Origin of the sequence: Desulfurella amilsii (genome assembly GCF_002119425.1) — a bacterium.
In the GTDB taxonomy this organism is placed as follows: Bacteria; Campylobacterota_A; Desulfurellia; order Desulfurellales; family Desulfurellaceae; genus Desulfurella; species Desulfurella amilsii.
Genome location: NZ_MDSU01000018.1, coordinates 124,646 through 150,190, shown reverse-complemented (window position 1 = coordinate 150,190; position 25,545 = coordinate 124,646). Strand labels below are relative to the sequence as shown.

At 36.1% G+C, this 25,545-nt stretch carries 19 protein-coding genes, 1 tRNA gene and 1 other RNA gene; 11 read left to right on the top strand and 10 right to left on the bottom strand.

Annotated elements, in window-relative coordinates; translation table 11 throughout:
• Positions 1–71 precede the first annotated feature (71 nt).
• Positions 72–200, top strand: a complete 129-nt coding sequence (locus DESAMIL20_RS10765; RefSeq protein WP_143340244.1) for a transposase — start codon at positions 72–74, stop codon at positions 198–200.
• A 524-nt stretch (positions 201–724) separates the two neighbouring features.
• Here DESAMIL20_RS10765 and DESAMIL20_RS04170 read toward each other — a convergent pair.
• The 8 genes from DESAMIL20_RS04170 to DESAMIL20_RS04135 all read right to left on the bottom strand — a co-directional run bounded on the left by DESAMIL20_RS04170 (position 725) and on the right by DESAMIL20_RS04135 (position 12,735).
• Positions 725–1,114: a hypothetical protein gene (locus DESAMIL20_RS04170; protein ID WP_086033561.1), complete on the bottom strand. Its 390-nt coding sequence runs from the start codon at positions 1,112–1,114 to the stop codon at positions 725–727.
• A 526-nt stretch (positions 1,115–1,640) separates the two neighbouring features.
• The gene (gene flgL / locus DESAMIL20_RS04165; RefSeq protein ID WP_086033560.1) at positions 1,641–4,010 is read right to left on the bottom strand and encodes a flagellar hook-associated protein FlgL; all 2,370 of its coding nucleotides are present in this window, start codon (positions 4,008–4,010) and stop codon (positions 1,641–1,643) included.
• Between the two features lie 11 nt (positions 4,011–4,021).
• Positions 4,022–5,797 (bottom strand): flagellar hook-associated protein FlgK, encoded by a 1,776-nt coding sequence (gene flgK / locus DESAMIL20_RS04160; protein WP_086033559.1) that lies wholly within the window; start codon positions 5,795–5,797, stop codon positions 4,022–4,024.
• Between the two features lies 1 nt (position 5,798).
• Positions 5,799–6,209 (bottom strand): flagellar export chaperone FlgN, encoded by a 411-nt coding sequence (gene flgN, locus DESAMIL20_RS04155; protein WP_158090512.1) that lies wholly within the window; start codon positions 6,207–6,209, stop codon positions 5,799–5,801.
• A gap of 84 nt (positions 6,210–6,293) precedes the next feature.
• Positions 6,294–8,393 carry a flagellar hook-basal body complex protein gene (locus tag DESAMIL20_RS04150; protein ID WP_086033557.1) on the bottom strand — a complete coding sequence of 700 codons (2,100 nt, stop codon included), beginning with the start codon at positions 8,391–8,393 and terminating at the stop codon, positions 6,294–6,296.
• 14 nt (positions 8,394–8,407) lie between these two features.
• Positions 8,408–10,192, bottom strand: coding sequence for a flagellar hook protein FlgE (locus tag DESAMIL20_RS04145; RefSeq protein WP_086033556.1), 1,785 nt, complete (start codon positions 10,190–10,192; stop codon positions 8,408–8,410).
• Between the two features lie 12 nt (positions 10,193–10,204).
• A complete protein-coding gene (locus DESAMIL20_RS04140) occupies positions 10,205–10,864 on the bottom strand; it encodes a flagellar hook assembly protein FlgD (RefSeq protein ID WP_086033555.1) in 660 nt (219 codons plus the stop codon).
• A gap of 11 nt (positions 10,865–10,875) precedes the next feature.
• Positions 10,876–12,735: a flagellar hook-length control protein FliK gene (locus DESAMIL20_RS04135; protein ID WP_086033554.1), complete on the bottom strand. Its 1,860-nt coding sequence runs from the start codon at positions 12,733–12,735 to the stop codon at positions 10,876–10,878.
• A 69-nt stretch (positions 12,736–12,804) separates the two neighbouring features.
• Here DESAMIL20_RS04135 and DESAMIL20_RS04130 point away from each other — a divergent pair, with 69 nt between their 5' ends.
• Positions 12,805–14,343, top strand: coding sequence for an NAD(P)H-hydrate dehydratase (locus tag DESAMIL20_RS04130; RefSeq protein ID WP_086033553.1), 1,539 nt, complete (start codon positions 12,805–12,807; stop codon positions 14,341–14,343).
• On the opposite strand, the gene DESAMIL20_RS04125 is transcribed toward DESAMIL20_RS04130, so the two are convergent.
• On the bottom strand, positions 14,324–16,072 hold the full coding sequence (locus DESAMIL20_RS04125; RefSeq protein WP_086033552.1) for a flagellar assembly protein A: 1,749 nt from the start codon (positions 16,070–16,072) through the stop codon (positions 14,324–14,326). The two genes, DESAMIL20_RS04130 and DESAMIL20_RS04125, sit on opposite strands and share 20 nt — an antisense overlap.
• Positions 16,073–16,155: 83 nt before the next feature.
• On the opposite strand from DESAMIL20_RS04125, the gene folE2 reads away from it, so the two are divergent.
• From folE2 to sucD, 3 genes are all read left to right on the top strand, one after another.
• On the top strand, positions 16,156–16,926 hold the full coding sequence (folE2, locus tag DESAMIL20_RS04120; RefSeq protein ID WP_086033551.1) for a GTP cyclohydrolase FolE2: 771 nt from the start codon (positions 16,156–16,158) through the stop codon (positions 16,924–16,926).
• 144 nt (positions 16,927–17,070) lie between these two features.
• Positions 17,071–18,282, top strand: a complete 1,212-nt coding sequence (gene sucC, locus DESAMIL20_RS04115) for an ADP-forming succinate--CoA ligase subunit beta (protein ID WP_086033550.1) — start codon at positions 17,071–17,073, stop codon at positions 18,280–18,282.
• Between the two features lie 2 nt (positions 18,283–18,284).
• Entirely contained in the window at positions 18,285–19,175 is an 891-nt protein-coding gene (gene sucD / locus DESAMIL20_RS04110; protein ID WP_086033549.1) for a succinate--CoA ligase subunit alpha, read from the top strand.
• A 60-nt stretch (positions 19,176–19,235) separates the two neighbouring features.
• On the opposite strand, the gene metH is transcribed toward sucD, so the two are convergent.
• Entirely contained in the window at positions 19,236–22,721 is a 3,486-nt protein-coding gene (gene metH, locus DESAMIL20_RS04105; protein WP_086033548.1) for a methionine synthase, read from the bottom strand.
• 140 nt (positions 22,722–22,861) lie between these two features.
• Here metH and DESAMIL20_RS04100 point away from each other — a divergent pair.
• From DESAMIL20_RS04100 to DESAMIL20_RS04075, 6 genes are all read left to right on the top strand, one after another.
• A tRNA-Arg gene (locus DESAMIL20_RS04100) sits at positions 22,862–22,938 on the top strand.
• An 18-nt stretch (positions 22,939–22,956) separates the two neighbouring features.
• Positions 22,957–23,050, top strand: an RNA gene (gene ffs, locus DESAMIL20_RS04095) — signal recognition particle sRNA small type.
• A gap of 22 nt (positions 23,051–23,072) precedes the next feature.
• Positions 23,073–24,302 carry a DNA polymerase III subunit gamma/tau gene (dnaX, locus tag DESAMIL20_RS04090; protein WP_086034719.1) on the top strand — a complete coding sequence of 410 codons (1,230 nt, stop codon included), beginning with the start codon at positions 23,073–23,075 and terminating at the stop codon, positions 24,300–24,302.
• A 3-nt stretch (positions 24,303–24,305) separates the two neighbouring features.
• Positions 24,306–24,629: a YbaB/EbfC family nucleoid-associated protein gene (locus DESAMIL20_RS04085; protein ID WP_086033547.1), complete on the top strand. Its 324-nt coding sequence runs from the start codon at positions 24,306–24,308 to the stop codon at positions 24,627–24,629.
• Positions 24,626–25,201 carry a recombination mediator RecR gene (gene recR, locus DESAMIL20_RS04080; protein ID WP_086033546.1) on the top strand — a complete coding sequence of 192 codons (576 nt, stop codon included), beginning with the start codon at positions 24,626–24,628 and terminating at the stop codon, positions 25,199–25,201. The genes DESAMIL20_RS04085 and recR overlap by 4 nt, the downstream gene beginning before the upstream one ends.
• 8 nt (positions 25,202–25,209) lie before the next feature.
• The gene (locus DESAMIL20_RS04075; RefSeq protein ID WP_086033545.1) at positions 25,210–25,542 is read left to right on the top strand and encodes a 4Fe-4S dicluster-binding protein; all 333 of its coding nucleotides are present in this window, start codon (positions 25,210–25,212) and stop codon (positions 25,540–25,542) included.
• The last annotated feature ends 3 nt before the right edge of the window (positions 25,543–25,545 follow it).

Sequence of the window (25,545 nt, the reverse complement as noted above, 5' to 3'; positions counted from 1 at the left end):
ATACTCACGCTACATTAATAGAACATTAACGCAATTAGATAATTGCAAAAACAGCTAAATACACAAAAATATTGATTAAGGAGGTTAGAGATGGTATAGAAGAATATGTTAGCTTTTACAATTACAAAAGACCTCATGCAATCCTATGCTATAAAACAGCTATGAGTGTTTATAAGACTGGTATAGAGGAAGCAGCGTAAATCAGGAATAAAAAATTAGAAATTTTTGAGTTGACAAAAGAGGACAGCTTAACCTGAGAATATTGAACTTCGAGAAACGAAAATATCTAAAGCTGGAAGAATATTTTTCTTTATTGTAGAAAAATTTTTTTGCGTAGTCGCTATTAAAAACCAACACTTAAAAACTTAATTTATGAATACCTTAAAAAATATTGTTTTTATACTATTTTTGCCCCCCAAAAAAATTGACACTTTTTTTCACTTATGATTAATTGACTTATTGCCAAAAAGTATTATAACAATTTTAGATTTGTAAATTATATTTAAGCTTTGTTTTATATAGTAAAGAAGTTGCGTTATGGTTTTAGAAAAAATTTTAGAGAAGAAATAGACATGAGAATAAATGTTCCTCAAAGAAATTTGGAAAAATTTAAAGAAGTTCTATTGTATATATTACCTAACTTCCACCCTTTTTTTATACACTACAACCTAAATGTTTTAAAATTACCTGCTGTTCTTTAGTAAACGTAACGATTTTAGACCAACTAAAGCCTTCTTTTGGAGTAACCCATATACCTTGCTTTATCGGAATCGAATCTGCCGGATTCTATAGCGTGGTTTCTTTTGATAAGTTCTATCTCTGGATTATAAACTGCAATTAGTTTACCTTCCATAAAATCAAAATCAGTTGCATATACCTTTGTATTTTTGAGTTGCACGAGGCCCAACAGTTCTTTTAAAGTTGTTTGCTCAATATATTCAGGGAGCCTGTAAATAGATTTGCGGGAAATAATCTGCGTATAAACTAAAAGTAGGATATATTTCGCATATTTTCCCAAAACTTCCGTTAATCCCATCTCATTGGATATCAAATGAAGTATTTTGTAATCCAGATATTGTTTTACGGATTCTATCTCTATTGATTTTGAATCCACCCTTCTTACAACTTCTCCTTCTACCTCTTTGCCTATATATCTTATTACCTTCTGTTTTACTTTTTTGCCTTCGCGGTAATTTTCAACTTCGGCAAGATAAACCGCATCTTTCTTTTTTATTTTTCTTACAAAAGACTAGTGTATGCTATATACACTACAAAGGTAAAATATCAAGTAAAAAATGCTTATAATAAAGAATTTTTTATGTGGTGCATAAAAAGATGGGGAAAGTTAGGTAATTATATGTCTATTTTCCCTAAAGCCCCACCTTAGCCTTTTTTGGCTGGTTGCCTTCACTGTCTTTTAGGTATTCGATAGCTTTTTGGTAGCCGTAGTCTAGAATTTCTGTGGCTTTTTTTGCGCATTTCACTTTGTAGTATAGTTCATGAAGTGATAAGTATGGTTCAAAGAAGTATGGATCCGTCGGTTGGGGGTTCGAATCCCTACAGGCGCACCAACCTTCAAAAACAACAATCTTGAAAACAAATCTTGCTATAGCTGATTAATTATGTCGCGTTAGAGGTTTTTATATATAATTAAACAAACTTAATTGATTTACTTTTGCAAAGCTCTGCATTAAAGCCTGCATAATTGTGATCTCTTGTTCGTAATTGCTAATTACTTGAGCGTAGTTTGCATCTTGAAGATTTGAAAGTGTTTGTGAGTTTGATAGCGACGTATTGTTTATGCGCGTTTGGGCAAGTTGCATGCGCTGCTCATATGCACCGATTACAGAACGGTTTGCATCCACTTGAGACAGAGAATTTTGTATATTTGTAATAGACTGCTGAAGCATATTGGTAAGTGTAACAGAAAACGAATCACCGTCTTTTAATATTGGAGTTACACCTGCTTTTGAAAGGTTAAGCGTTAATCCATCTGGTAATTTAATATTGCTTAAATTAGCAGCTGAAAGTATTGTTGAAGTAATGTTTCCGCTTGAGTCAAGCACAGATATGTTAAATCGACCATGACTGTTTACGGAAATATCTATTGTTCCAAGACTAACGCCACTAGAGTTTGTGATTGTTATTGCAGCTGAATTACCAACAGAACTTAGATTTGCGATACTTGATGTAGATCCGCCTGAAGCAGTACTTGTTACTGTAAATGTCCATTGATCGGAATTATTTCCCGTATAGTAGCCAGAAACTGTTGGTGTTAGCGTAGAGCCGCCGCTAAAACCCGTGGCTTTTGAAATTTGATTGACACTTTGACCTAATACAGCTGCCTGGGCATTATCGAATGAGTCAAAAATATTAATGCCGCCTCCTTGCGCAATTGTGTTGAAAACGCCAAAGATGTTATTACTATTTTTATTGTTGCTATCTAAAACATTGATAGATAAATTTAGCTTGCTCGCACCGCCGCGCAAGTCTTGTATAACGATATGGCCATTATCCATAGTTGCAGATACTACAGAACTGTTAAACCCCTCGCCTGCACCATCGCTTATAGGTGTAAAAAGGCCAAAAACTGGAATACCATTTGCTTGTGTTTTTATTGATACATTAAGATTATTTGAACCTGTTGAGTTATCTTGGATTTGGATTAAACCATGTGAAATAGTCGCGCTGTAGCCTTGATTTTTAAAAAACGACAAAACATTTGCGATAGTAGAGCCAGCACTAAACGTTGTGCTTATATTCGAGTTTGTATTTGCTAAAGAAATAGTAATAGAGCTATTTACCCCAACAATACTATTGAGTGTTGTTGCGCTTGTTGCGAGCAAGCCGTCTTGGAGTGTTAAAACCTTATTGTTTTGCAAAACTTCTTTTGTTTTAAGATTTGTTATGTAATTTAATAATTGAGAAACTGTTGCGTTAGCTGATACAGTAAAACCGCTGCCAGATACTACATTGCCATCATGGTCTGTGCCTGTAATCGAAATAGTTTGGCCTGTTTGCAAGGATACATTACCCAAAGCATTAGATAGATGCAGGTCTGTTAGTAATGTTTGAGCTGTTGCTGGGTTATTGGAAGAATTTAAAAGCTGGTTGTTTGACTGCAGTATTTTGTGTTGCTGGTAGAGCATATCTTGAGCGTTTATCGTAATGGGCGTAGTTAGACCATCTGAGTAGGCAATAGAAAGGTTGTTGCTATCGCCAGCATATACATTATTGCCACCCTGCGTGTAATTAAATGTTGCACTACTACCATTTGCAGGTATGTAAATCTTAACACCTCTTCCTGTATCAAACCAACCGCCGCCATTATTTATAATATTTGCGACATTTACAGATGTGGATAGTGTATTGCCGCCAGCAAAACTTCTATCAACGCCGTCTGAGCTTATAGGAACTGGATTCCCATTTTGCTTGATTGTAAGATTTCCACTGTTATCAATACTAATTGAATATGCCCCGCTTTTCAGTTGATTCAGGTCGCTAAAACTTTTTGATGTGGTTATTTGGAAATTATTATTTGATGATGTGATAACCGCCTGCTGCGTGATGTTTTGCACAGGTGCTGTATTTGTTAAAAAACCGCTAAATAGGTAATTACCGCCAAACATGGTGTTTGCGCCATTTTTTATTTCTGATTCTACGGCTGCAAGCTGCTGTGCAATAGCAGTGTTGCTTGCCGTATCGTTTGTAGCGTTTGCTGCCTGCACCACCAAAGAGCCAGCATTTTGCAATACGCTGCTGATATCTTTCGTTGCCGTATCTTGAGCTGAGAGAGTAGAATTTGCATAATTAATATTTGATGTGTATTGGGTAAAACGATCTTGTATATTTTGTATTGACATTACTTGTGATAGTGCTGTTGGGTTATCTGATAGATTGTTGATACTTTTGCCTGTTGCCATTTGAGTTTGTGTATTGTAAAGCTGAGTATTGATATTATCCAAATTTGCTAGAAAGTTATTAAAAAGCATAGAATTAGTTATTCTCATAATAATAACTCCTATTGCACCATATTTATTAATGATTGCGTCATCTGATTAACAATTGATATAAACTGAGCCGATGCCTGATATGCCATTTGGTATTTTATAAGATTTGCCGCTTCTTGATCTAATGATACACCCTCTTGAGATTGTACCAAACTTTGCGTCTGACTCACCATAGAGTTTTGAGAATTTAGTATATTCTGGTTAGATTGAGCAAGTGAACCAATTTGACCTACGAAAGACTCATAATACTGATTAATTGTTTGCGTATTTGAGTCCATGACATTTTGTGTTTGAAGGTTTGCAATAGCTAAAGCATTGGAATTATCGCCAGGGGATAGGGACTCTCCTGCTGCAATTTTGCTTTGGTCGTTTGCTACTACTGAGTTAACGCCAATATTTGAAGCATTAGTACCTCTAAAGAAGGTATTGATACCAACTGATGCTAAAAAGTTTGAAGTATCACCTGCAAAAGAGAATTGATTGCCGTTATTGGATGTGATTTGGACGTTGCCTTGAGAAATTCCCGATAAACTCATTGAAATACCGTATTGGCCTAAAGCGTTGTTAAACTTCTGTGAAATTGTGCTAAATGAATCATTGCTGCCGATAGCTATAGAAACGGTATTTACCAGATTATTATTTGAATCGTAGACATTTACGCTTAATGTGCCATCCTTTATGGGTAAATTTACACCCGCTTGTTCTGATTGAGAAACTGGATTTGATGCGCTTGTTAGTGCATATGTGCCTTGAGTTTGCGTATATGCACTAAGGCCGCTGCCACCTGAGTGCAAAATGTTTACTTGGTTTATGATTGAGTTTGCAAGCGTATTTAGAGTATCCATATAGTTAATTGTATTTGGGGCACTAGGATTGCTAGAATTAGAAGGACTAGTTTGATTAGCAAGCTGTATTACTGCCCCTAAACTTCCACCTGTAATTTTATTTGTTATTGCCTGTCCATTAAAAACAACGTCTACATTTTTACCACTGCTTGAGGCTTGTGTAGTAAGATTGGTAGAATTTATTCCAGAGACAATAGGCATCCCACCTAAAAGTATAGTCATCTCATTTTGATTGGCGCCTATTGACTGACCTTGACTACCAGATGAGTAAGTATTGCTTAAAACTGTAACATTAGCTATTTTTTGCAATTGCTGAACAAGCTGATTTCTTTGATCAATCAATGTATTAGCCGATTGACTTGGCGATAGAGAGGCTAACTTTATCTCGTCGTTAATATTGGCTATGTTTTTTGTGAGCGTATTAATCTGATTTATATTCGAAACCACCTGAGAATTTAGATTGCTGTTTAGCTGTTGAAGCGAGCTATAGCTTGACTGGATAGCTTGCACAAGTGTTTGACCGCTTTGTATTACCTGCCCTCTTGCGGTAGCAAGGTCAGGGCTAGAAGATAGTGTTTGCCATGAGCTGAAAAAATTGTTTAAAGCAGTAGCTAAACCAGTCCCCTTTGTTTCGTTAAATATGTTTTGTATTTGAGATAAATTGTCGTTTAAGGTTTGATAATAAGCCTGCGAATTTAGCTGCTGGTTTAGCGTACTATCAAGCAGCTGGTTGCGAGACGAAGTTATTGTTTGAATAGTTGCGCCTAAACCATACTGGCCTGTTGGCGTATTTGTAGGATAACTTTCAGTAATTGTTGGAGACTCATCTGTATAGCCGGGCGTGTTTGCGTTTGCCACATTGTTTCCTGTAATATTTATGGCATTTTGGGCAACATTAAGTCCGCTTGTGCCGATATTTAGTGCATCAAAAATCGAAGGCATGCTAACCTCTTATATTGTTTTCGCTTTTATACAACATAAAGCTTTTTTTATCATAAGTTTGACTGACTTTTTTAAAGCCCAAGTAAAGATTTATCATAGACTGCGAAAAAGCGATGTGCTGCTGTGCTATTTGCGCGTTTATTTTGTTTTGATAATTAAGCTTATCGCTTAACTCTTTGATTGTATAAATGTAATTAGAAAATTTTTCTTTATCCTCTTGTTTCAATAATTCGCCAAGGCACCTTATGCTTGTAGTTATTTTTTGCGATATAATTTTTTTATCTTTAATAAGTGTTTCTAAACCGTCTATTTCTATATATGTCAAACAGACCGTTTCTTTTTTGGTAATCTCTATCAATTCATCATAAAAAGCTATTATGTTTTGAAAAATAGGTTCTAATTGTTCTTGCATTTTTACAGCCTCCATAAAAGTAAATCGGATGTTTTACACAAAAATTAAGTTACATTGTGTAAAACATCTCAAGTTTACTTTAGATTACTGAATATTAAGCAAAGACTGCAGCATTGTGTCTGATGTGCTGAGTGTCCTTGCGTTTGCCTGGTAGGCGCGCTCTGCTATAATCATATTTGTAAACTCTGTGCCTAAGTCTACATTGCTTTCTTCCAACTCGCTTGGTATTACCGTACCGGCAGTACCTGTGCCTGCTGTAGTAACTATTGGTGTGCCAGAGTTTGCCGTTGCCTCAAACAAAGAATTCCCTTCAGACAACAAGCCGTCGTTGTTATTAAATGTCGCAAGTGAAACTTGACCTAAAGCATAACTTTTACCGTTTGAGAACATACCGCTAATTACACCGTTTTGGTTGACAATAATATTTTGTAAACTGCCGCCAGCGTATCCATCTTGCGTAAGGCTTGAAGTTTGAGACGGCAGTGAAAATTGTGTAAGACCGTCGAAAGTATTTAAATCTCCAAAATGCAAATTGACCACTTGCTGCGATGTGCCGTTGTTCCAGTTTGCCGTTATTGCGAGCGGAGGTGTAAGTCCAACTAGTTTTCCTGTTGAGTCGAAGGTAATTTGTCCGCTTGCATTTGTTAATGTAGGCGTTGAGGAGCCTGAACTTGGCGCTGTAGCGTACCATTCCCACTGAGTATGATTAGTTGAAGGATTATAGTTTGTTTTTGCAAAGTTAAAGGTAACATCGTGCTTATTGCCTAATGAGTCGTATACAGCTACAGATGTGGAGTATGTGTCTGCCATAAACGGCTGGCTTGTGGAACCTGTTTGCTGAACTTGTCCAGATAAAGTACCCAAAATTGTTGCAAGGTTTGAATTATTTGAGTAAACAGGACCTATGGAAGATAAATTAGATCCGGTGGTCGGCACAATCTGCATTTCGCCGCTTGAGTTGAGTGTTACGGTGGCATTATTAATTGGCGGAGTAGCAGAATTATCATTAATGTCAGTATTAATATCACTTTTTAAGTCATCGAGTGTTGTAAAATATTGCACATTACCAGACATAATTCCTGTAGTAGAATTTCTAGTACCACCACCACCTGTACCGCTACCGTATATGTAAGTATTGTAATTGGCTCCTCCATCAAAGCTCATAGCTACAGTATCACCAGGTGTTGAAAAAAAAGGCAGGCTTGTTATGGTGCCACCAGCAGGAATCGTCTTTCCAGACAAATTAGATAAAATGCCGTTTAAGACAGGGTTAGAACTTGTAATTGTGGGCAAGGTTGTTCCACCAGTACTACTTATCTGTATCTCGCCGCCTGGTGTAATTGTAGCTGTGGTACCACTAGGAGCCAAGGCATTAGCCAAATCCGATAAGGTGGCAGGGGTGGGAGTTAAGGTTGTACCACCTACAGTGACCGTCCAATTACTTCCTATCTGGTTGCCGTTGATATCATAAAGACCACTTACAGTATCACTACCCGCTCCCACCGCAGCCGTTGCTGTTGTTTGACCTACACCTATAAGATTGCCATTCGAATTATATATCGAATTCATGTTTATTGCGCCTGTAGAATTTTCAAGACTTGGTGTTATTGCTGTTAGTTCAGAAGTTTGAACGGTTTGGCCTCCATCTAAGTTCCCGCTCATTGATACATTCTTAGTAACGCCTGCTGGTACCGTCATATTTTGGGGTATATTTATTCCTTGAATTGTAGAGGCAGTGTTTATTAAGTGAGTGGTATTGTTGGCTAGCCATCCTTGAACAACATCACCTGTAGGTGTTACAAGGTTGCCTTTTGCATCAAATGTAAAGTCACCCGCTCGTGTGTAACTATAAGTATTTCCATTGTCTGGACTCACAATAAAAAAGCCGTTGCCCTGAATAGCTAAATTAGTGGTAACATTTGTAGTTTGCAAACTGCCTTGAGAAAAGTTTTTACTTGTACTTGCCACCTGTGTGCCAAGACCTATTTGCATTGGGTTCATACCGCCTAAAGCACCTTGAGGACCAGTTGCCCCGCTTAAAGTTTGTGCCAAAACGTCGCTAAAATTAATCTGGCTTGCCTTATAGCCTACTGTATTTACATTTGCTACGTTATTTCCCACAACATCCATGAAATCTTGACTAGTCTGAAGCCCAGAAACGCCGCTCCAAAGTGATCGCATCATATGCGTTTACCTCCTTATTGTTTTAATTGAATAGCCGTTTGTATTACCTGGTCCATCGTTTGCAAACTTTTTGTATTTGCCTGATAAGCTCTTTCATACAAGATCATATTTGTTAACTGGGTGTTTAAATCAACATTGCTTTGCTCTAGGCTTGATGGCGATATTGTTCCTCTTGTGCCCTCTCCTGCAACACCGATATAGGATTTTGAAGCAATTGTTTGGGGGCTGTCTGTATTGGCTGTTATTTGAAATAAATTTGAGCCAACTTGTGCAAGACCTTGAGGGTTTGTGAAATTAGCTACAGCTACTTTACCTATTGTGTAAGAATTGCCGTTTGAGTATATTCCCACTAAATCTCCACTTGCATTGAAGTTAACACTCTGCAGCATACCAGATGCAGAACCGTCAGATGATATGCTTGATGTGTTTGAATTCATTCCAAATTGTGTTAATCCTGTAAACTGGTTGCCAGAGTAATTGGCGTTTGAAGTATTCCAAAAATTCAACTGCAGGCTCATATTGGAAGCACCACTATTGAATGATGAGATGTTGATCGTAGGCGAAGTGATGCTTGGATCCAAGCCGCCGTTGCTGTCAAATACTATTTGGCCTGTGTTATTTGAAAGCGTAGCGTCGTTATTTGGCAAATTTGCCTGCCAGTCCCAAGTTGTGGTGCTGTTTGTTTTGTTATAAGCAGACTTTGTAAAAGTTATGTTTAAATTATGCTTTGTACCTGTAGAATCGTAGAATGTCGCTTGCATCGTGTAGGAATCAGCATTTATGGTTGAAGAGCTTATACTTTGGCCTGGAGCAATTGGTTGGCTCAGTGGTTCCACTAACTGATCTAAACTTGCATTATCTGAGGGAGTAACGCTTGTTGGCAAAGATGGAACTTGACTGGTGGGTAGCACTTTAACCGATATATTAGATGAGCCGCTATTTGCTATTGTAATTTGACCGTTGTTAAAGCCCACCGAATTGGTCATACCTGTGTCGCTTTGGATATCTTGGTTCATTTTTGTAATTAAGTCATTAATTGTGGAAAAGCCTTCTGTGCCAGGTGTAGCTGCAGTGCCTGAGGGCTGATATTCGTATATATGGTAAGTGGTGCCGCCGTTATAGCTAACTGCAAAGTTGTTTCCAGGCTGTACATTTAGCGAATTCCCATTAGAATCGTAAAGCATACTAAAGTCAGAAGTTGGTAAAGCTTGGGCGTACTGCGTAACAGAACTTGCAGGATCAAGATTGCCTTGCATTTTAACGTATGTTGAAGCAGCAGCTGGAACTTTCTGATAATTTGAAATGTTCATTACGCCAGCTGAGGTAGTTGGGATACCGGTTGTAGGATTTTCAGATAGTGTAAAACCTGTGCCACTTGAGCTAGGGCTTGCCATCCACCCCACTACAAAATTGCCGCTTGGATCTACAAGATTATTATTTGCGTCAAAGCTAAAGTCGCCTGCCCTTGTGAAGTAATAATTTGGATTAGAAGACGGCCCGTTTTGTACCATAAAAAAACCGTTGCCGTTTAATGCTATGTTTGTTGCAGTGCTTGTAGGTTGAATGGAGCCTTGAGATAAATTAAGGCTATTTGCTGCAACTTGAGAGCCCAAACCCACTTGTAATGGATTTGTGCTTGCTGTTCCTTCACTTGTTGTTTGATACAGTAAGTCAGCAAAATTTGTGCTACTTGACTTAAAGCCTACGGTATTTACATTTGCTACATTGTTTGACACCGTATCTATAGCAAATTGATTTCCAAGCAGTGCACCTTGGGCTATCCAAAAACCACTGTCCATATTAAACCCCTATTATGATGAAACACCGACTACATTGCTCAAATTCACGGTTTCACCTAAATTAGTTGTTAAAACCGCTCCATTTGATGTAAACTGAACGCCAGTTACGGTACCCGCGCTTTGGCTTATTGGTATTGGTTTGCCATTTGAATCGGTTGCGCTGAACTCAACTGTATATGTTCCATTTGAAATATAGTTGCCATTGACCCCGCGTCCATTCCATTGAAATGCATTCGTGCCTGCATTTTGAGGACCTAAATCCTGTGTTACAATAGTGTTTCCATTGGAATCCACAATCGTGGCTTGCACATCAGCGGCATTTTGAGCTAAAGAATAACCGACTGGGCTTACTGAAGCCCCGTTAACCGTAACTGCAGCAGAATTGGTCATTATATTTTTCCCCAACAAACTCGCCGCATAAGAATTGCTTTGATTTTGATTTTGTAGGTTTTTAAGCGCTGTATTCATATTCGTCAATTGTTGAAGCTGTGCAAACTGCGTATTTTCCGTTATAAACTTGTCTGATGATAATGGATTGCTTGGATCTTGATTTTGAAGCTGCGCAATCAAAATCTTCAAAAAACCGTCTTGAGATATAGTGTTGTTTGGGTTACTTATTTGTGATGCACTTGATGCTGGTGTAAGTGTCGTTGGCGATGCTACAATACTCATATTTACCTCCTTTAAATGCTAATATCTAAAAGCGCACTTGAGCGCTTAAATATGCGCTTTATCTGTTTTGTGGTGCTTTCAAAAACATAATTTTGCTGTTTTTGCTGGTTAAAAGCTTGATTAAATGAATTTTGGCCATTGTTTGACTGGTTAAAATTTTGATTAAATTGGAATAACGACTGATTTTGATTTTGCTGATTTTGATTTTGAGTAAAATTTTGTTGACCCAAATTGCTTGACGAAACTACGCTTATTTGAGAAACATTTATTCCCTGCTGTGAAATATTGGCTTTTAGCGAATCTAAATTATTATTTACAAGATTCAAAATTTCTTGGTTTTCTACATGGATGGTTGCACTGAGTGATTTAGCTGAATCAATTGAAACTTTTACATCAATCTGGCCAAGGGATGGTGGGTTTATCTGAATTGTTATGCTTTTTACAACGGGCGGTTTTAAGTTTTGCAACTCAATGATTTTTTCAATAATATGATTAATCGGATAAGGCTGTTTTGGAGCATTTGTGTTTTGGGTATCTTGCATTTTTTGCAAGCCTGCATTATCAGCTAAGGCGATTGTATTTTGAGTTTGATTATTGTTTGTGTTTTGTGATAATTGTTTTTGAGCTTTTTCTAGATTTTGTGCGTTTTGCAAAGCTTCTTCACTTTGAAGTGGTTTTGATTGAGTTTGTTGTGCAAAAAGAGTTTTTGGCGTTTGATTATCTATTGCAAATTTTTGCTGCGGCTGGTTTGTATTTTGGTTTTGCAAATCTTGGTTTTGAGATTTATTTTCTTGCGTATTAGTGGAGTTGTTGTAGCTTTTACTTTGAGAATTATAATTAGTGGCATTTGGCGATACGGCTTTTGACTCTTTTGTGTTTGACAAGTCTATACTGGCGTTAGCATTTCCTTGCGTTGAGGTTTTGCTTGATTGTGTTTGGGGATTTGATTGTGCAAAAGTTTCTGTTACATTTGATTGTTTTGGTTGCAAAGGTGAATTTTGCTGGCTTTGCTTTTCAGTTAGTATAGTAGTTTTTTGCAAAATCTGTTGTTTTTGATCCAACGAATATTGATTAAGAGTTTGTTCATCCACTTTTGCTTTAGTATTAAAAGAAGAAGCATCTATAGATGACGCTTTGGTATCGTTTGTAGGAGATTTTTCTGTTATTTGGATAACTGAAGTTTGTTTGTTTGATAGATTTTCTTGTTGATTGAGCTTTTGAGTGTCTTGAGCGCGTTCAATTAATTGTGTGTTTGGCTGTTTGTTGTTTTGCGAGTCTGTTTTTTGCAAACCTGTGTCTAAAATCGTTTTATTTGATGTTTTTGTTATTTGAGTTAATTTTTCTTCATTTGTAATAGTTAATTGCGAATTTTGTATAATTGCCTCTAAATTTGGCTTTTGATTGCTTTTTGTTATTTTGGTATTTTTTGGATCTGAGCTATCTTGTCGGGTTTGACTCGATGCTTGAGTTTTAATTGCATTTGCAAGTTCTTTAATATCAATATTATTTAAAGTTTGATTATATTTTTTTTCAAGTCTATTTGTGTTTTTTTCGTTTTGGAAGCTACTAACTGCATTATTTTGGATTAAAGAAAGCAAGTTTATTAGATCATTATTTGTGGGATCGGTGTTTTTACTTGAGTCGTTTTTTTGGATGTCTTTTTGCTTGTTAATAATTTTCTCAAGTGTGCTTAGGAGATCTTTTGAGTTTATGTTAGTTTTGCTTTGACTTTGAGGGTTACTTTTTAATAATTGTTCTAAAATTGAACCGAAATCGGCTTTTGGATTTTTCGATGTTGATTTTGCAAACAATTTGTCTATAATTTGTGATATGAGATTGCTATCGTTTACACTGAGCAGTGCTTTTTGCATTAAACATACCTCGCAACAAACAATGTCATTAATTTCTATAGCAAAATTTGTTCCAAGAAGGAGTGATTTATGAAGTTAAGCACATCTAGCCAAATGAAAGAATTAGACGCAAAATCTATTAAAGAGTTTAATATACCAGATATTGTATTGATGGAAAATGCTTCAAGAGGTGCTTTTGAGCTCATAAAAAAACACTTTGGTAAACTTGAAGGCATTAAAGTGTCTGTGTTTGCAGGCCTTGGAAATAATGGCGGAGATGCAATGGCACTTGCAAAGCACTTGTACAATGCAGGTGCAAATGTTTTGGTTAATTTGGCTGCAAACCCACAAAAACTTAACCCTAGCCCAAAAATAAACTATGAAATTTTGCGCTCAATGAATGTAGAAATTGCCATAATTAATAATGTCGATGATATTAACGACGTTTTTTTGGCACACTCTTTAATTATTATAGATGGTTTGTTTGGTATTGGACTATCGCGCAATATTGAAGGTTTATTTTACGACATTGTAGCAAAGATAAATAATTCTAACGCGTATAAAGTATCACTTGACATACCATCTGGTATTAATGCTGATACTGCTGAATGTTTGGGTATAGCTGTGAAAGCTGATTTAACTGTAACGTTTGCTTTGGCAAAACCAGGTCATTTTTTGTATCCTGGCAGAGATTACTGTGGCAGATTGGAGATTGTAGATATCTCTACACCAAAAAACTTAATTTATGAATTTAAACCTACATTTAGCGCTTTAGTTAAGAATGATTTTTCGCTCGAAGATCGACCAAAAAACTCCCACAAAGGCAATTTTGGCCATGTGGCTATAGTTGGAGGCAGTATAGGTAAATCTGGTGCTGTTGTTTTGTCATCTTGTGCTAGCATAAAAAGTGGTGTTGGACTTTCCAGCGCTGTTATTCCAGATTGCATAAATACTGCATTTGAGTCTTTATGTATTGAAGCTATGAGTTACCCCGTTAATAGTAAAGACGGTTTTTTTTCAAAAGATTCGTTTGGCGATATGCTGGAGTTTGTAAAAGACAAAGATGTAATTTGCTTTGGCATGGGACTTGGCGTGTTTGACGAAGGACTAGACTTACTTAAAGGCTTAATTGATCTTAAAAAGCCAATGGTTATTGATGCGGATGGGTTAAACGTGTTGTCAAAAAAACCCGATATATTAAAAACAGCTAGTGCACCAATAATTTTAACACCTCACCCAAAGGAATTTTCCAGGCTTATTGGTCAGCCAACACAGTATGTTATAAAAAACAGACTTAATTTGATTAAAGAATTTGCAAAAAACTATAATGTGATATTGGTTTTAAAAATGGCTGATACGCTAATAAGCGACGGCGAAAGTATTTTTATTAACACAAGCGGCAATCCTGGCCTATCTACAGGTGGTAGCGGTGATGTATTGTCCGGTATCATTGCGAGCTTTTTAGCGCAAGGCAAAGAGGCGTTAGAAGCTGCAACATTTGGTGTTTTCTTGCATGGATTTAGCGCAGATTTAGCAGTAAAAGAATTTGGCGAAAATGCACTTTTGGCATCTGATGTTATTAATTATTTAGCAAAAGCAATAGAATCTTTTAAGATAACGGCTCGATGACAATTTCTTCTTTGCCGTCAATCTCACGCACATAAATTTTAATTGCTTTTTGCTTATTTATTAAACGTCTAGATAGCGTATCGTCGAATTCTATAAGGTTTTCTGCCTCAATCTCCCCTTTTATAATGATGTGGGCAAATTTGTAGCTACCTTGCAACTCTTTAATTTTGTGCGCTGTTTCTTTGTATTGTTCTTCAAGAGCAATTATCTTGTTTTTTTGTTCTTTATAGCTATTTTCTATTTCTTGAAAATTTTTTACCGAATTTAATAAAGCAGAAGGTATTTTTGCACCTTTTGACTGCAACTGTCTTATTAGTTTTATTGATTCACTAAAGTTTTTTAAGTTTGAATCAAGTTTTTGTTTTAGCATTTCAAGCGTACTCTTTGACATTTTGAGCTCATTTGAAAGCATTTTTTCTTTCACGAGTAGTTCTTTATACTGTGCTGAAATTTGTTTGATTTCTAATGGTTTTATGGAGATTTTATTGTTATTGCCTACTACATTGTTTAGAATCACTTCTTTTGATGAGGTTACGATATTTGAGCTGAGCATTTCTTTTTTAATTTCAACTGATGGAGATAATATGTTGCATGCAAGGCAATTATCTATTATTGCTTTATCGTCGGCTTCTATATTAGCATAATTTGCATTTTCTATAAAAGCCTCTTGCGTTATTAATGTGCCATTTAGATTTTTTATGTGGGCAGTTTTGGCTTTTATTGTGGCATCTTGATGAACACTTCCTTTAATATCCACAATTTCTGCTTCCACGTAAGCTTTTGGCCCCACATTACCATTAATCACAATCTTTTTGCCAGTAACTTTTATGCCCGCACCTACTGCATCTTCTTCGATGTCACTACTTACGCCAATATTTACATCAGATGCATCTTTTAAGTAAATGTTGCCTGTTTTTATATCAGCTTTATTAATTTTTACATTTTCCTCTATATAAAATATACCATTCTTTTGAATTAAAGAGCCCTTTTTTTTAGCAATAAATTTCACGCTAATATCATCTTCAACTCTATCTATATCTGCTGTGTCAATTCTAACAGTTATTTTTTGAAGTTCTTTACCATCTTGGGCTTTCAATATATTGCCAAATATATCGTACCCGTCAATGCCTTTTGTTGGCTTTATGTATTCTGCGATAAGCGTGTCAGCATCTATTGCAATTGCAAAACTTTTTTCTTTAAAATTGATGTTGCCTTTTTCGTCAATTTGCCCCATAGTGTTTAATTCAAAAAAAGTTTTAAGTTCAGAGTTTTTACCATCAATAGGTGGTGTGCCGCTTGCAATCAATACTTTAAATTTAGTAAAGTTTGGGTTTAAGCGCTTTTGAATCTCTTTGGCAATTAATGGCAGATTGTTTTCTTTAATACCATAGACTATTGAGCAAAAAGCTAATTTTTTATTTATAATTTGAATTATATCATCTAGGATAGCATCCAGTGGTTTATCTAAATTTGTGCAGTCAACTTTAGTAAAAGCGTTTTTTTGCGGGATTGAATTATCTATTTCAATATCTATTATTTTACACAAGGTATTTGGCTGTCTTTGTATGAAATCTACAGTATAGAGTGGTTTTATTCCCTCTTGCGTTTGCTCTAATTTTTTATCAACAATCTCAAAATCAATATTTGATGAATTTATTGAGGAATCTTCAGTGATTCTATTTAGCTCGTCTTTAATATTAGATGTTTCAACTCTAATTTTATCGTCCATAACTAACTTTTATCAAAATTTACATTTTTGTGCAAGTTTTTTAGTAATTTGATTTATTTTTCGTAATGATTATAATTTGATTTATGAGTCTAAAGGATGTTCAATCTCAAAAGGATTTTCGAAATATCAATATCAATAAAGTAGGTGTGAAAGGCGTTAAATACCCTATTACGTTACTTGATAAAAAAAACGGATTGCAGCACACAATTGCAGATATAAATATGTATGTGTTGTTGCCTAGCAAATTTAAAGGTACACACATGAGTCGATTTATAGAAATAATAAATGAAAATAAAAATGAAATCAACATTAAAAAAATTCATCATATTTTAGCTCAAACAAAGGCTAAATTAAATGCCAAAAAAGCATATTTAGAGATAAATTTTGACTATTTTGTAGAAAAACAAGCTCCCGTTTCAAAAATTAAATCGCTGATGAGTTATTCTTGCGGTTTGCATGCGTTTAGCAGCGATGTTGATGAATTGACGTTGTTTGTCAAAGTGCCTGTTACATCACTTTGCCCATGTTCTAAAGAAATAAGCGATTATGGAGCACACAATCAAAGGGCTTTTGTGTCTGTTTATGTAAAGTTTAGCGATATGGTGTGGATAGAAGATGTTATTGGTATTGTAGAGGCAAACTCAAGTAGCGACATATACTGTTTGTTAAAACGTCCAGACGAAAAATATGTAACAGAAAAAGCCTACGATAACCCCATGTTCGTAGAAGATATAGCAAGAAATGTTGTAAAAGCCCTAGAATCAGATAAGCGCATTTACTGGTATAAGGTAGAAGTTGAAAGTTTAGAAAGTATTCACAACCATAATGCTTATGCTTGCATCGAAAAAGACTAATTAACGTACTTGATTTTTTTAAAATTTAGTTTATAAAGTTATATTTGATATGTGTGGATTATTTTTAATAAATTTACAAAATATAGTTGACATTTACGATAAAGTAATGTATATAATTATTAGAAACTTTTTTTGGAGGTTTAAATGAAGCTTCACGAGTACCAAGCAAAAGAGCTAATGAGCCTATACGAAGTGCCCGTCCCAGAAGGCAGAGTAGCATACTTTCCCTATGATGCATGGATGGTTGCAATGGAGTTGGGTTTTCCCGTTGTGCTAAAAGCACAGGTTTTAACAGGTGGCAGAGGCAAAGCAGGCGGTGTAAGGATAGCTAAAACTGCAGACGAGGCACGTGACATTGCCCAAGAACTATTTGGCAAAACGCTTGTTACAGCCCAAACCGGTCCTCAGGGTTCAAAAGTAAGAAAACTACTTGTTGAGAAAGTATCAAGCATCAAAAGAGAACTCTATTTTTCTATTACTATAGATAGGACAATAGGAAAGCCCGCGGTTATCGCTTCAAAAAGAGGCGGTATGAGCATAGAAGAGGTAAGCGAACTCTACCCAGAAGACATCATAAAGATACCCATAGATCCAGCAGTAGGCTTTTTGCCATACCAGATAAGAAGACTGAAGTATGATCTTGATTTAGTAGAGCAAGAAAAAGAAATATCAAAGATTGTAAGCAACCTATACAAGCTTTTTATGGACAAAGACTGCTCCCTTTTAGAAATGAACCCATTGGTTGTAACAGACACAAATCACCTAGTAGCCCTTGATGCAAAAATAGAGATAGATGATAATGCGATATTCAGAAGAAAAGAAATAGCTAAAATGAGAGATTTAACCGAGTATGATCCAGATGAGCTTGAAGCTCGTTTTGCAGGCTTAAATTTTATAAAACTTGATGGTGATATAGGCTGTATGGTAAATGGCGCAGGCCTTGCTATGGCTACTATGGATGTTATTAAGTTTGCAGGCGGAAACCCCGCTAATTTCCTTGATGTAGGCGGGGAGGCTACACCAGATACTATAGCAAAAGGCTTCGAAATTATAACCAGAGACCTCAAAGTAAAAGCTTTATTTATAAACATCTTTGGAGGCATTGTACGATGCGACAAAGTGGCAAACGGCATACTCCAGGCACTAAAGACTGTAGAAGTAAAGGTGCCAATTGTAGTAAGACTTACCGGAATGAATAAAGAAGAGGGCATGGAGATGCTAAAAAACAGCGGTCTTGCATTCTCTGTAGCTAAGGATATCAAAGAAGCAGCCCATATGATCACGCAAATCACAAAAGGAAAGAGTCAGGAACAGCAAAAAGAAACAACAAAAGAAACCAATAAGAAGGAGAAATAAATATGGCTATAGCTGTATATAAAACAAGCAGAGTAATAGTTCAGGGTATTACTGGCAAGGAAGGTAAATACCACGCCCTAGCTTGCAGAGATTATGGCACAAAGGTAGTAGGTGGTGTAACACCAGGCAAAGGCGGCCAGGACATAGAAGGCATCCCCGTATTTAATACTGTGGAAGAAGCTGTTCAAAAAACAAACCCCAATGTCAGCCTCATATTTGTTCCACCCCCATTTGCAGCAGATGCTATACTAGAGGCAGTAGGAAGCAGCATAAAGATAATTGTATGTATCACAGAAGGTATTCCTGTGCTTGATATGGTAAAGGTCAAAAGGGTAATTGAAAAAGAAGGTATTATTCTTATTGGGCCAAACTGTCCGGGCATTATCACCCCAGAGGCTTCCAAAATAGGCATAATGCCAGGCCATATCTTTAAGAGAGGCTCAATTGGCATAATCTCAAGAAGTGGCACACTGCTTTATGAAACAGCGGATCAAATCTCAAAGGTAGGCCTTGGACAATCTACCTGCTTGGGTATAGGTGGAGACCCCATAGTAGGTACAGACTACATATTCTGGCTTGAAAAATTTGAGCAAGACCCAGAAACAGAAGCTGTTATGATAGTAGGTGAAATCGGCGGTGATGCAGAAGAAAAGGCTGCAGAATACATAAAGGCCCATGTTACAAAGCCTGTATTTGCATTTGTTGCAGGTGCAAGTGCTCCAAAGGGCAAAAGAATGGGTCATGCCGGTGCAATCATAATGGGTAAAAAAGGCACTGTTGAATCAAAATATGCAGCCCTAAAAGAAGCAGGCGTTCATGTTATTGAAAACCCAGGCTACGTAGGTGAGACCATCTACAAAACACTAAAAGAAAAGTACCATTTTTCGATATAGTCTATCCCTCCTTATCTATAGAGTGGAAAGACCAAGTAAATACTTAGTCTTTCCACTTATTTAAAAATAAATTGCTTCTTTATGATGCAGTATAATTGCAACTGTAGATTGTTCGGGCACAATTTGGTGATTTTCTGTTAGTTTTACACCGTATTCGTAAGCTCTTAACAAGCTAAATATTATATCGTTTAAACTTAAATCCGGACAGGATGGATAACCTGGTGAATATCTAGCTCCTTGATAAGATTTCATTAAGAAATTTACATCTTCTAAGCTCCTTGATTCGTTGTTTGTAATGCCTAGCTCTATTCTTATGTGTTTATGTATAATTTCTGCCAAGCTCTCGGTTAATTCTATGCCAAGCCCATGAATTAAATGATATTTTTTGTACTCGCCGTTTTTAAATAGGGTTTTTTCAAACTTAGAAAATTTACTACCAGCAGACACCAAACTAAAAGCAACAATATCATTTATATCATTTCTAAAATAATCGGCCAAACATAGGTATGGTTTATGACCTACTCTTTCAAAATCCATCACAAGTTTTGCTGAATTTTTTACTTGTTCAAATTCTAAATTTTTAGTTAGCTCATTTGTAGATTCATCAAAAATATACAAAGCAGCTTTTTTTGTATCGCCATTTTTTAGCCTCGAGATAGAATCTGATCTGCAAGCAAAATATCCATATATGATAAGCGGTTCAAAAATGTTTTGCTCTATTAAATGTTGCTTTAAGTTCTCAAAATTTGGCAGTATTTCTTCTTTTGTCAGTTTATCATATTCTTCTTTTGCTAGATTAGCCTTTTTATAGCCCCACGCACGCACAAATAGAGCAGTTTTGTTTATCCAGTTAAATGCAAGATTTTGTATGTAGTTATAATTTGGTAGACTATTTGATACAAAAACTCTTCTGCCAAAAAAAGGTGCTTTAGGCACATTCTGAGCTTTAGGTAAAACAATATCGTATGGGTCGATTTCTTTTGTTATTGCTTTAGTCGGTATATTTCTTACTTTTTTGTTTATTTTAAGATTTTTTTCACTTTCTACAATTGACATAGCTTTTAAACCGTCGAAGGCGTCTTTGCAATAAAATACGCTGCCACTGTAAATTGGTTTACAATAATCCTCAACAAATTTGCTATTTAGGGCAGCACCTCCAAGCAACACAGGTATTTTGAGATTGTTTTTTTCAAATTCTTCTATGTTATTTTTCATCTCTATGGTAGATTTTACCAGAAGGCCGCTCATTCCAATGCAATCTGCGTTGTGTTCTTTTGCAGCTTTAATAAACGTTTGTGCTTCTACTCTTGTTCCTAGATTAATTACTTTGTATCCATTGTTTGTTAAGATTATATCTACCAAATTTTTGCCAACATCGTGCACATCGCCTTTTACTGTCCCCAAAACAAGTGTAAGCTGTTTGTCTTTTTTCTTTTTATCCATAAATTGGTTGAGATAGTCAACGCATTTTTTCATACTCTCAGCACTAGCCAAAACAAACGGCAGTTGCATTTTGCCCTCACCAAACAAATTTCCTACGGTTTTCATCGCTTCTATAAGCAAGTCAGCGATGATTTTATCAGCAGGCATAAACTGTAGGACTTTATCAACGGTTTCAATTAACTGATTGGTTTGGGCGCTTATTAATAGTTTTTTTATTTTTTCTTCGAGCGGTAAATCTTCTAAGGTTTCTTTTTCTTCAGATTTTTTATTTTCAGAAAAATGCTCAATAAATTTAATTAAAGGATCACCCTCCTGCCAATCATTAAAAATCAACCGTTCGCAAATTCTTTTGTCTTGCTGATTTATTAATGGATATGGTATGAGTGATTTTGGGTTGACTATAGCCATAGATAGGCCATTTTTTACAGCATGGTACAAAAATACTGAATTTAGATATTTTCTTGCTTGGGGATCAAGACCAAATGATACATTAGATATACCCAAAATAGCACCTACTTCTTTATGCGTGCTTCTTAATTCCTTTATGGCATCAATTGTATCTTTGGCTGCATTTCTGTATTCTTCTTCAGCTGAGGCTACTGTAAATGTGAGCAAGTCAAATACCAAGTCGGTTTTTTTAAGGCCATTTTTTAAAGCTCTATCAAGCATTCTATAGGCTACTTCTACTTTACGTTTTTTTGTTTTTGCCATACCCTTTTCATCTATAGCAAGTAAAACAAGTGCACTACCGAACCTTTTTGCAAGCTCACAAGTTTTATCGAACTTTTCAACACCGTCTTCTAAATTTGCAGAATTTATAATGGGTCTTCCGCCTATTAGTTTTAAAGCCTTTAAAACTGTGTTTGGTTGGGTAGAGTCTACCATTAACGGGATTGAAATTTTTTGGTTAAAGCGGCTTATGAGCTCTACCATGTCTTTTTCTTCGTCGCGTCCAGCAAAATTAACACTAACATCCAATGCTTTTGCGCCACTTAGCACTTGCTCTTGGGCGATAGATAGTATTGAATCGTAGTCTTCTTTTAGCAATAAGTCTCTAAATTGCTTTGAACCTGTGGCGTTTGTGCGCTCTCCTACCAAAAAAGGCGGTGGCTCTTGGAATAAAGGCTCATATTGATAAAGGCTTGCAAGAGCTTGTGGGGCTTTGCCTTTTGGAGGTTTTGGCTTTAGGTTTTTTATTTTTTCACTTAGTGTTTTTATGTGCCTTGGCGTTGTGCCGCAGCAACCACCAATAATAGATACACCATCTATGTCGCAAAACTTAGACTCAGCTATTGCAAAACTTTCTGGGTCCATAGGGTAGCATACTTTACCGCAGACATTTTCTGGTAGGCCTGCATTTGAGTGAATTGAAATATAACCATGCCAATGCTGGGATAATTTTTTAAGATGTGTTTCAACCTGGATGGGTCCGCTTCCGCAGTTTAAGCCTAAACTCAATATGTCAAATGGCTCAAGTATTGCAGCAAGTGTGGCAACATCAGTGCCAATAAGCATAGAACCGTTTAACTCAATAGTAGCAGAAACCATTATGGGTATATCTTTTTGTTTATATTTTATGGCGTCAAAACAACCATTAAGTGCAGCTTTAATTTGCAATGGATCCTGGAATGTCTCTAACAATATTAAATCAACACCTCCATCGATTAAGCCTGATGTGGCCAAAAAGTAACCATCATGGATTATATCAAAGTCAATTTGATTAAGTGACGCAAGTTTGGTGCCAGGACCTAAGGAACCTGCAATAAATTTTGATTTATTTTCAGTTAGTTGGAGCTCATTCTTGGCTGTTTGTGCATTTATAGCCGCTTGTTTTGCTATTTCGTAAGTTTTGTCTTGTAAATTATACTCTTCTAACACCCACGGTAGCGCACCAAAACTGTTTGTTTTTGTAATATCCGCCCCGGCTTTTAGGTAATCTAGATGTATATTCTTTATAATATCAGCTCTAGTTATATTTAGAATTTCGTTGCACCCAACTTTTCCATCCCAATCAGACTCTTTTAAATCATAGGATTGCAGTAGTGTCCCCATTGCTCCATCTAATATAAGGAAGCTTTTGCCAATTATGTTTTTTATGTTCAAAACTTTCTACCTCCAGCGAGATTTGATTATATAAAAAAATTAACAGTTTTACAATATGAGGTTTTTAGTTTAAATTTTTGTTAAACTTGATTTTTATAACCACTAAATATATAATCAAAAATGAAAGATGGGTTTTATCTGCGCCCATAGCTCAGTTGGATAGAGCGCAAGATTGCGGTTCTTGAGGCCAGAGGTTCGAATCCTCTTGGGCGCGCCACTTTTAGCGATACCCACCTTTGAAGCTACTTGTAGGGGCGTTTGTGAACCCCGCCAGGTCCGGAAGGAAGCAACGGTAGCAAATTAGCCCCCAGCAGGTACACTTTATTGGTGGGTATCGCTAAGGGAAGGCAAATGTATATAGTTTTTGCAAGAAAATACAGGCCACAAACATTAGATGAAGTAATTGGCCAGGATGTTGTTACTCAAACAATAAAAAATGCCATAGAGCAAAATAGGCTCTACCATTCCATTTTATTTTATGGCTCAATGGGCACAGGTAAGACTTCGCTTGCAAGAATTATAGCAAAATCGCTTAATTGCGAAAAAGGGCCAACAATTAAGCCCTGCGGTGAGTGTGAGCAGTGCAGAGCAATTTCTTTAGGCAGAAGTGTTGATGTCATTGAAATTGATGGTGCATCAAACAGGCGCATTGACGATGCAAGGAATATTATAGAAAGCATAAAGTATGTGCCCTTTAGCGCTCGCTATAAAATATTTATTATAGATGAAGTACATATGCTCACAGAAGAAGCTTTTAACGCACTGCTAAAAACCATTGAAGAGCCACCAGATTATGTTAAATTTATATTTGCTACGACAAATATAGAAAAAGTACCCCAAACAATTCTTTCAAGGTGTCAAATTTTTAAGCTCAATAAAATTACACCAGAAAAAATTTATATTAAGTTAAAAAAAATCTTAGAAACTGAAAATATAAAATTAGAAGATGAAAGCATAAAGCTGATTTCACAAGTAGCACAAGGCTCTTTTAGGGTTGCAGAAAATTACTTAGACAGGGTAGTTGCTTACAAAGGTCAAGATATCACTGCAAAAGATGTGTCTTGCGTGCTTGGTATTGCAGACTATAGATTAATTGATGAGTTTGTTGAAGCAATTGTTAATTTTAATTCAAATCAAGCCTATGAAAAGATTGGTTATCTTTTAGAGCATAATTTAAAAGTAGAAACATTTGTTGAAATGTTACTTGAAAAATTGTTAACTTTAGAAATAAGGATTGAATTAAAAACAGCTTTTATAAATTTTTTCTATGATGCTTTTTTGCAAATAAAACATAAGGTTGATGACATTGTAGCACTCAAAGTTGCTACGCAAAAGGCGCTCGCTCTAAAAAACCTCGCTAAAATTGAAGAAATAATACAGTACACTGTGGATTTATCTATACCAGAAGCAAAAAAAGAAATCTCAGAAAAAATCAAAGAAACTTCATCAGTTGCTTTAGGTGGTGGTACAGATGATTCTGGCGACAAGGAAATGCTTAAAGACAATAACGTAGATGATATTGATAAATTAGATAAAATGATAATTGATATTTTTGGTGGAGAAATAATAGCAAAGGGGTGATTTATGACGAAAGGTTTTGGCGGATTTGATATGAACTCTTTAATGAGTCAGGCAAAAAAAATGCAAAAAGAAATTGAGCGCATCCAACAAGAAGCGGCAAAAGAAATTACGCAGGTAAGTGTTGGTGGTGGCATGATAACAGTTAGTGCCAATGGAGATGGAGAGGTTGTTGAGATTAAAATCTCAAAAGAGTTGTTATCAGACGATGTTGAAATGCTGGAAGATTTACTGCTATCTGGCGTTAATGAAGCGATCAGGAAAGCAAAAGAAAAAGTAAAAGAAAAGATGTCTGCATTAACTGGTGGGATAAGTATACCTGGTCTATGATTAAATCAATTGAAAACTTAGTTGAATCAATAACAAAATTACCGGGGATTGGTCAAAAAAGCGCTCTAAGGTATGCTCTATGGCTTATAAATAACCCGCAAGATGCCAAAGAAATATCTAAAAGTATTGAAACAGCCCTTCATTTAAAAAAATGTAAAATCTGTGCCAATTTGTGTGAAAGCGATATTTGCGATATATGTCTGGATGAAAATCGCGATAAGTCAACTATCTGCGTTGTAGAAACCATAGAAACACTATTAAATTTAGAACCCCAACATATTTATAATGGTGTATATTTTGTTTTGTGGGGTTTGATTTCACCGATTGAAGGCATTTATGCAAATGACTTAGGTCTTGAAAAACTAAAAGAAAATGCAGCCCTTGCAAATGAAATTATATTGATGCTGGATGATTCTATTGAAGGTAATCTCACGGCACAGTATATTATAGAAATGTTGCCAAAGGATATTAAAATTACAAAACCAGCTTCTGGTATACCGGTTGGCTATAATATTGATTCACTTGACAAATTAACATTGCAAAAGGCATTTCAAAATAGAGTGCCTTATTAGGAGGGTATATGAGCATAGTGGATTTAAACAAAATTATTGAAGTTGAGTCAAAAGAAGAAAAAATCGAAAATTTTGAGACAGGTTCATGGCGTGTTGAGCGCCCCGTATGGAATGAAAAAACATGTATCAACTGCTTGTTTTGCTGGCAGTACTGCCCAGATGCGTCAATTCTTTTAGATAAAGATGAAAAAATGGTTGGAATTGACTATCACCATTGCAAGGGTTGTGGTATTTGCGTTGAAGTATGCCCAACAAAGCCCAAATCACTTGTTATGGTGCTAGAAAAGGATGTGCAGGGAAAAGGCCTAAGCGAGATAAAAGCTTTAAGTTTTAAAGTGTGAAGT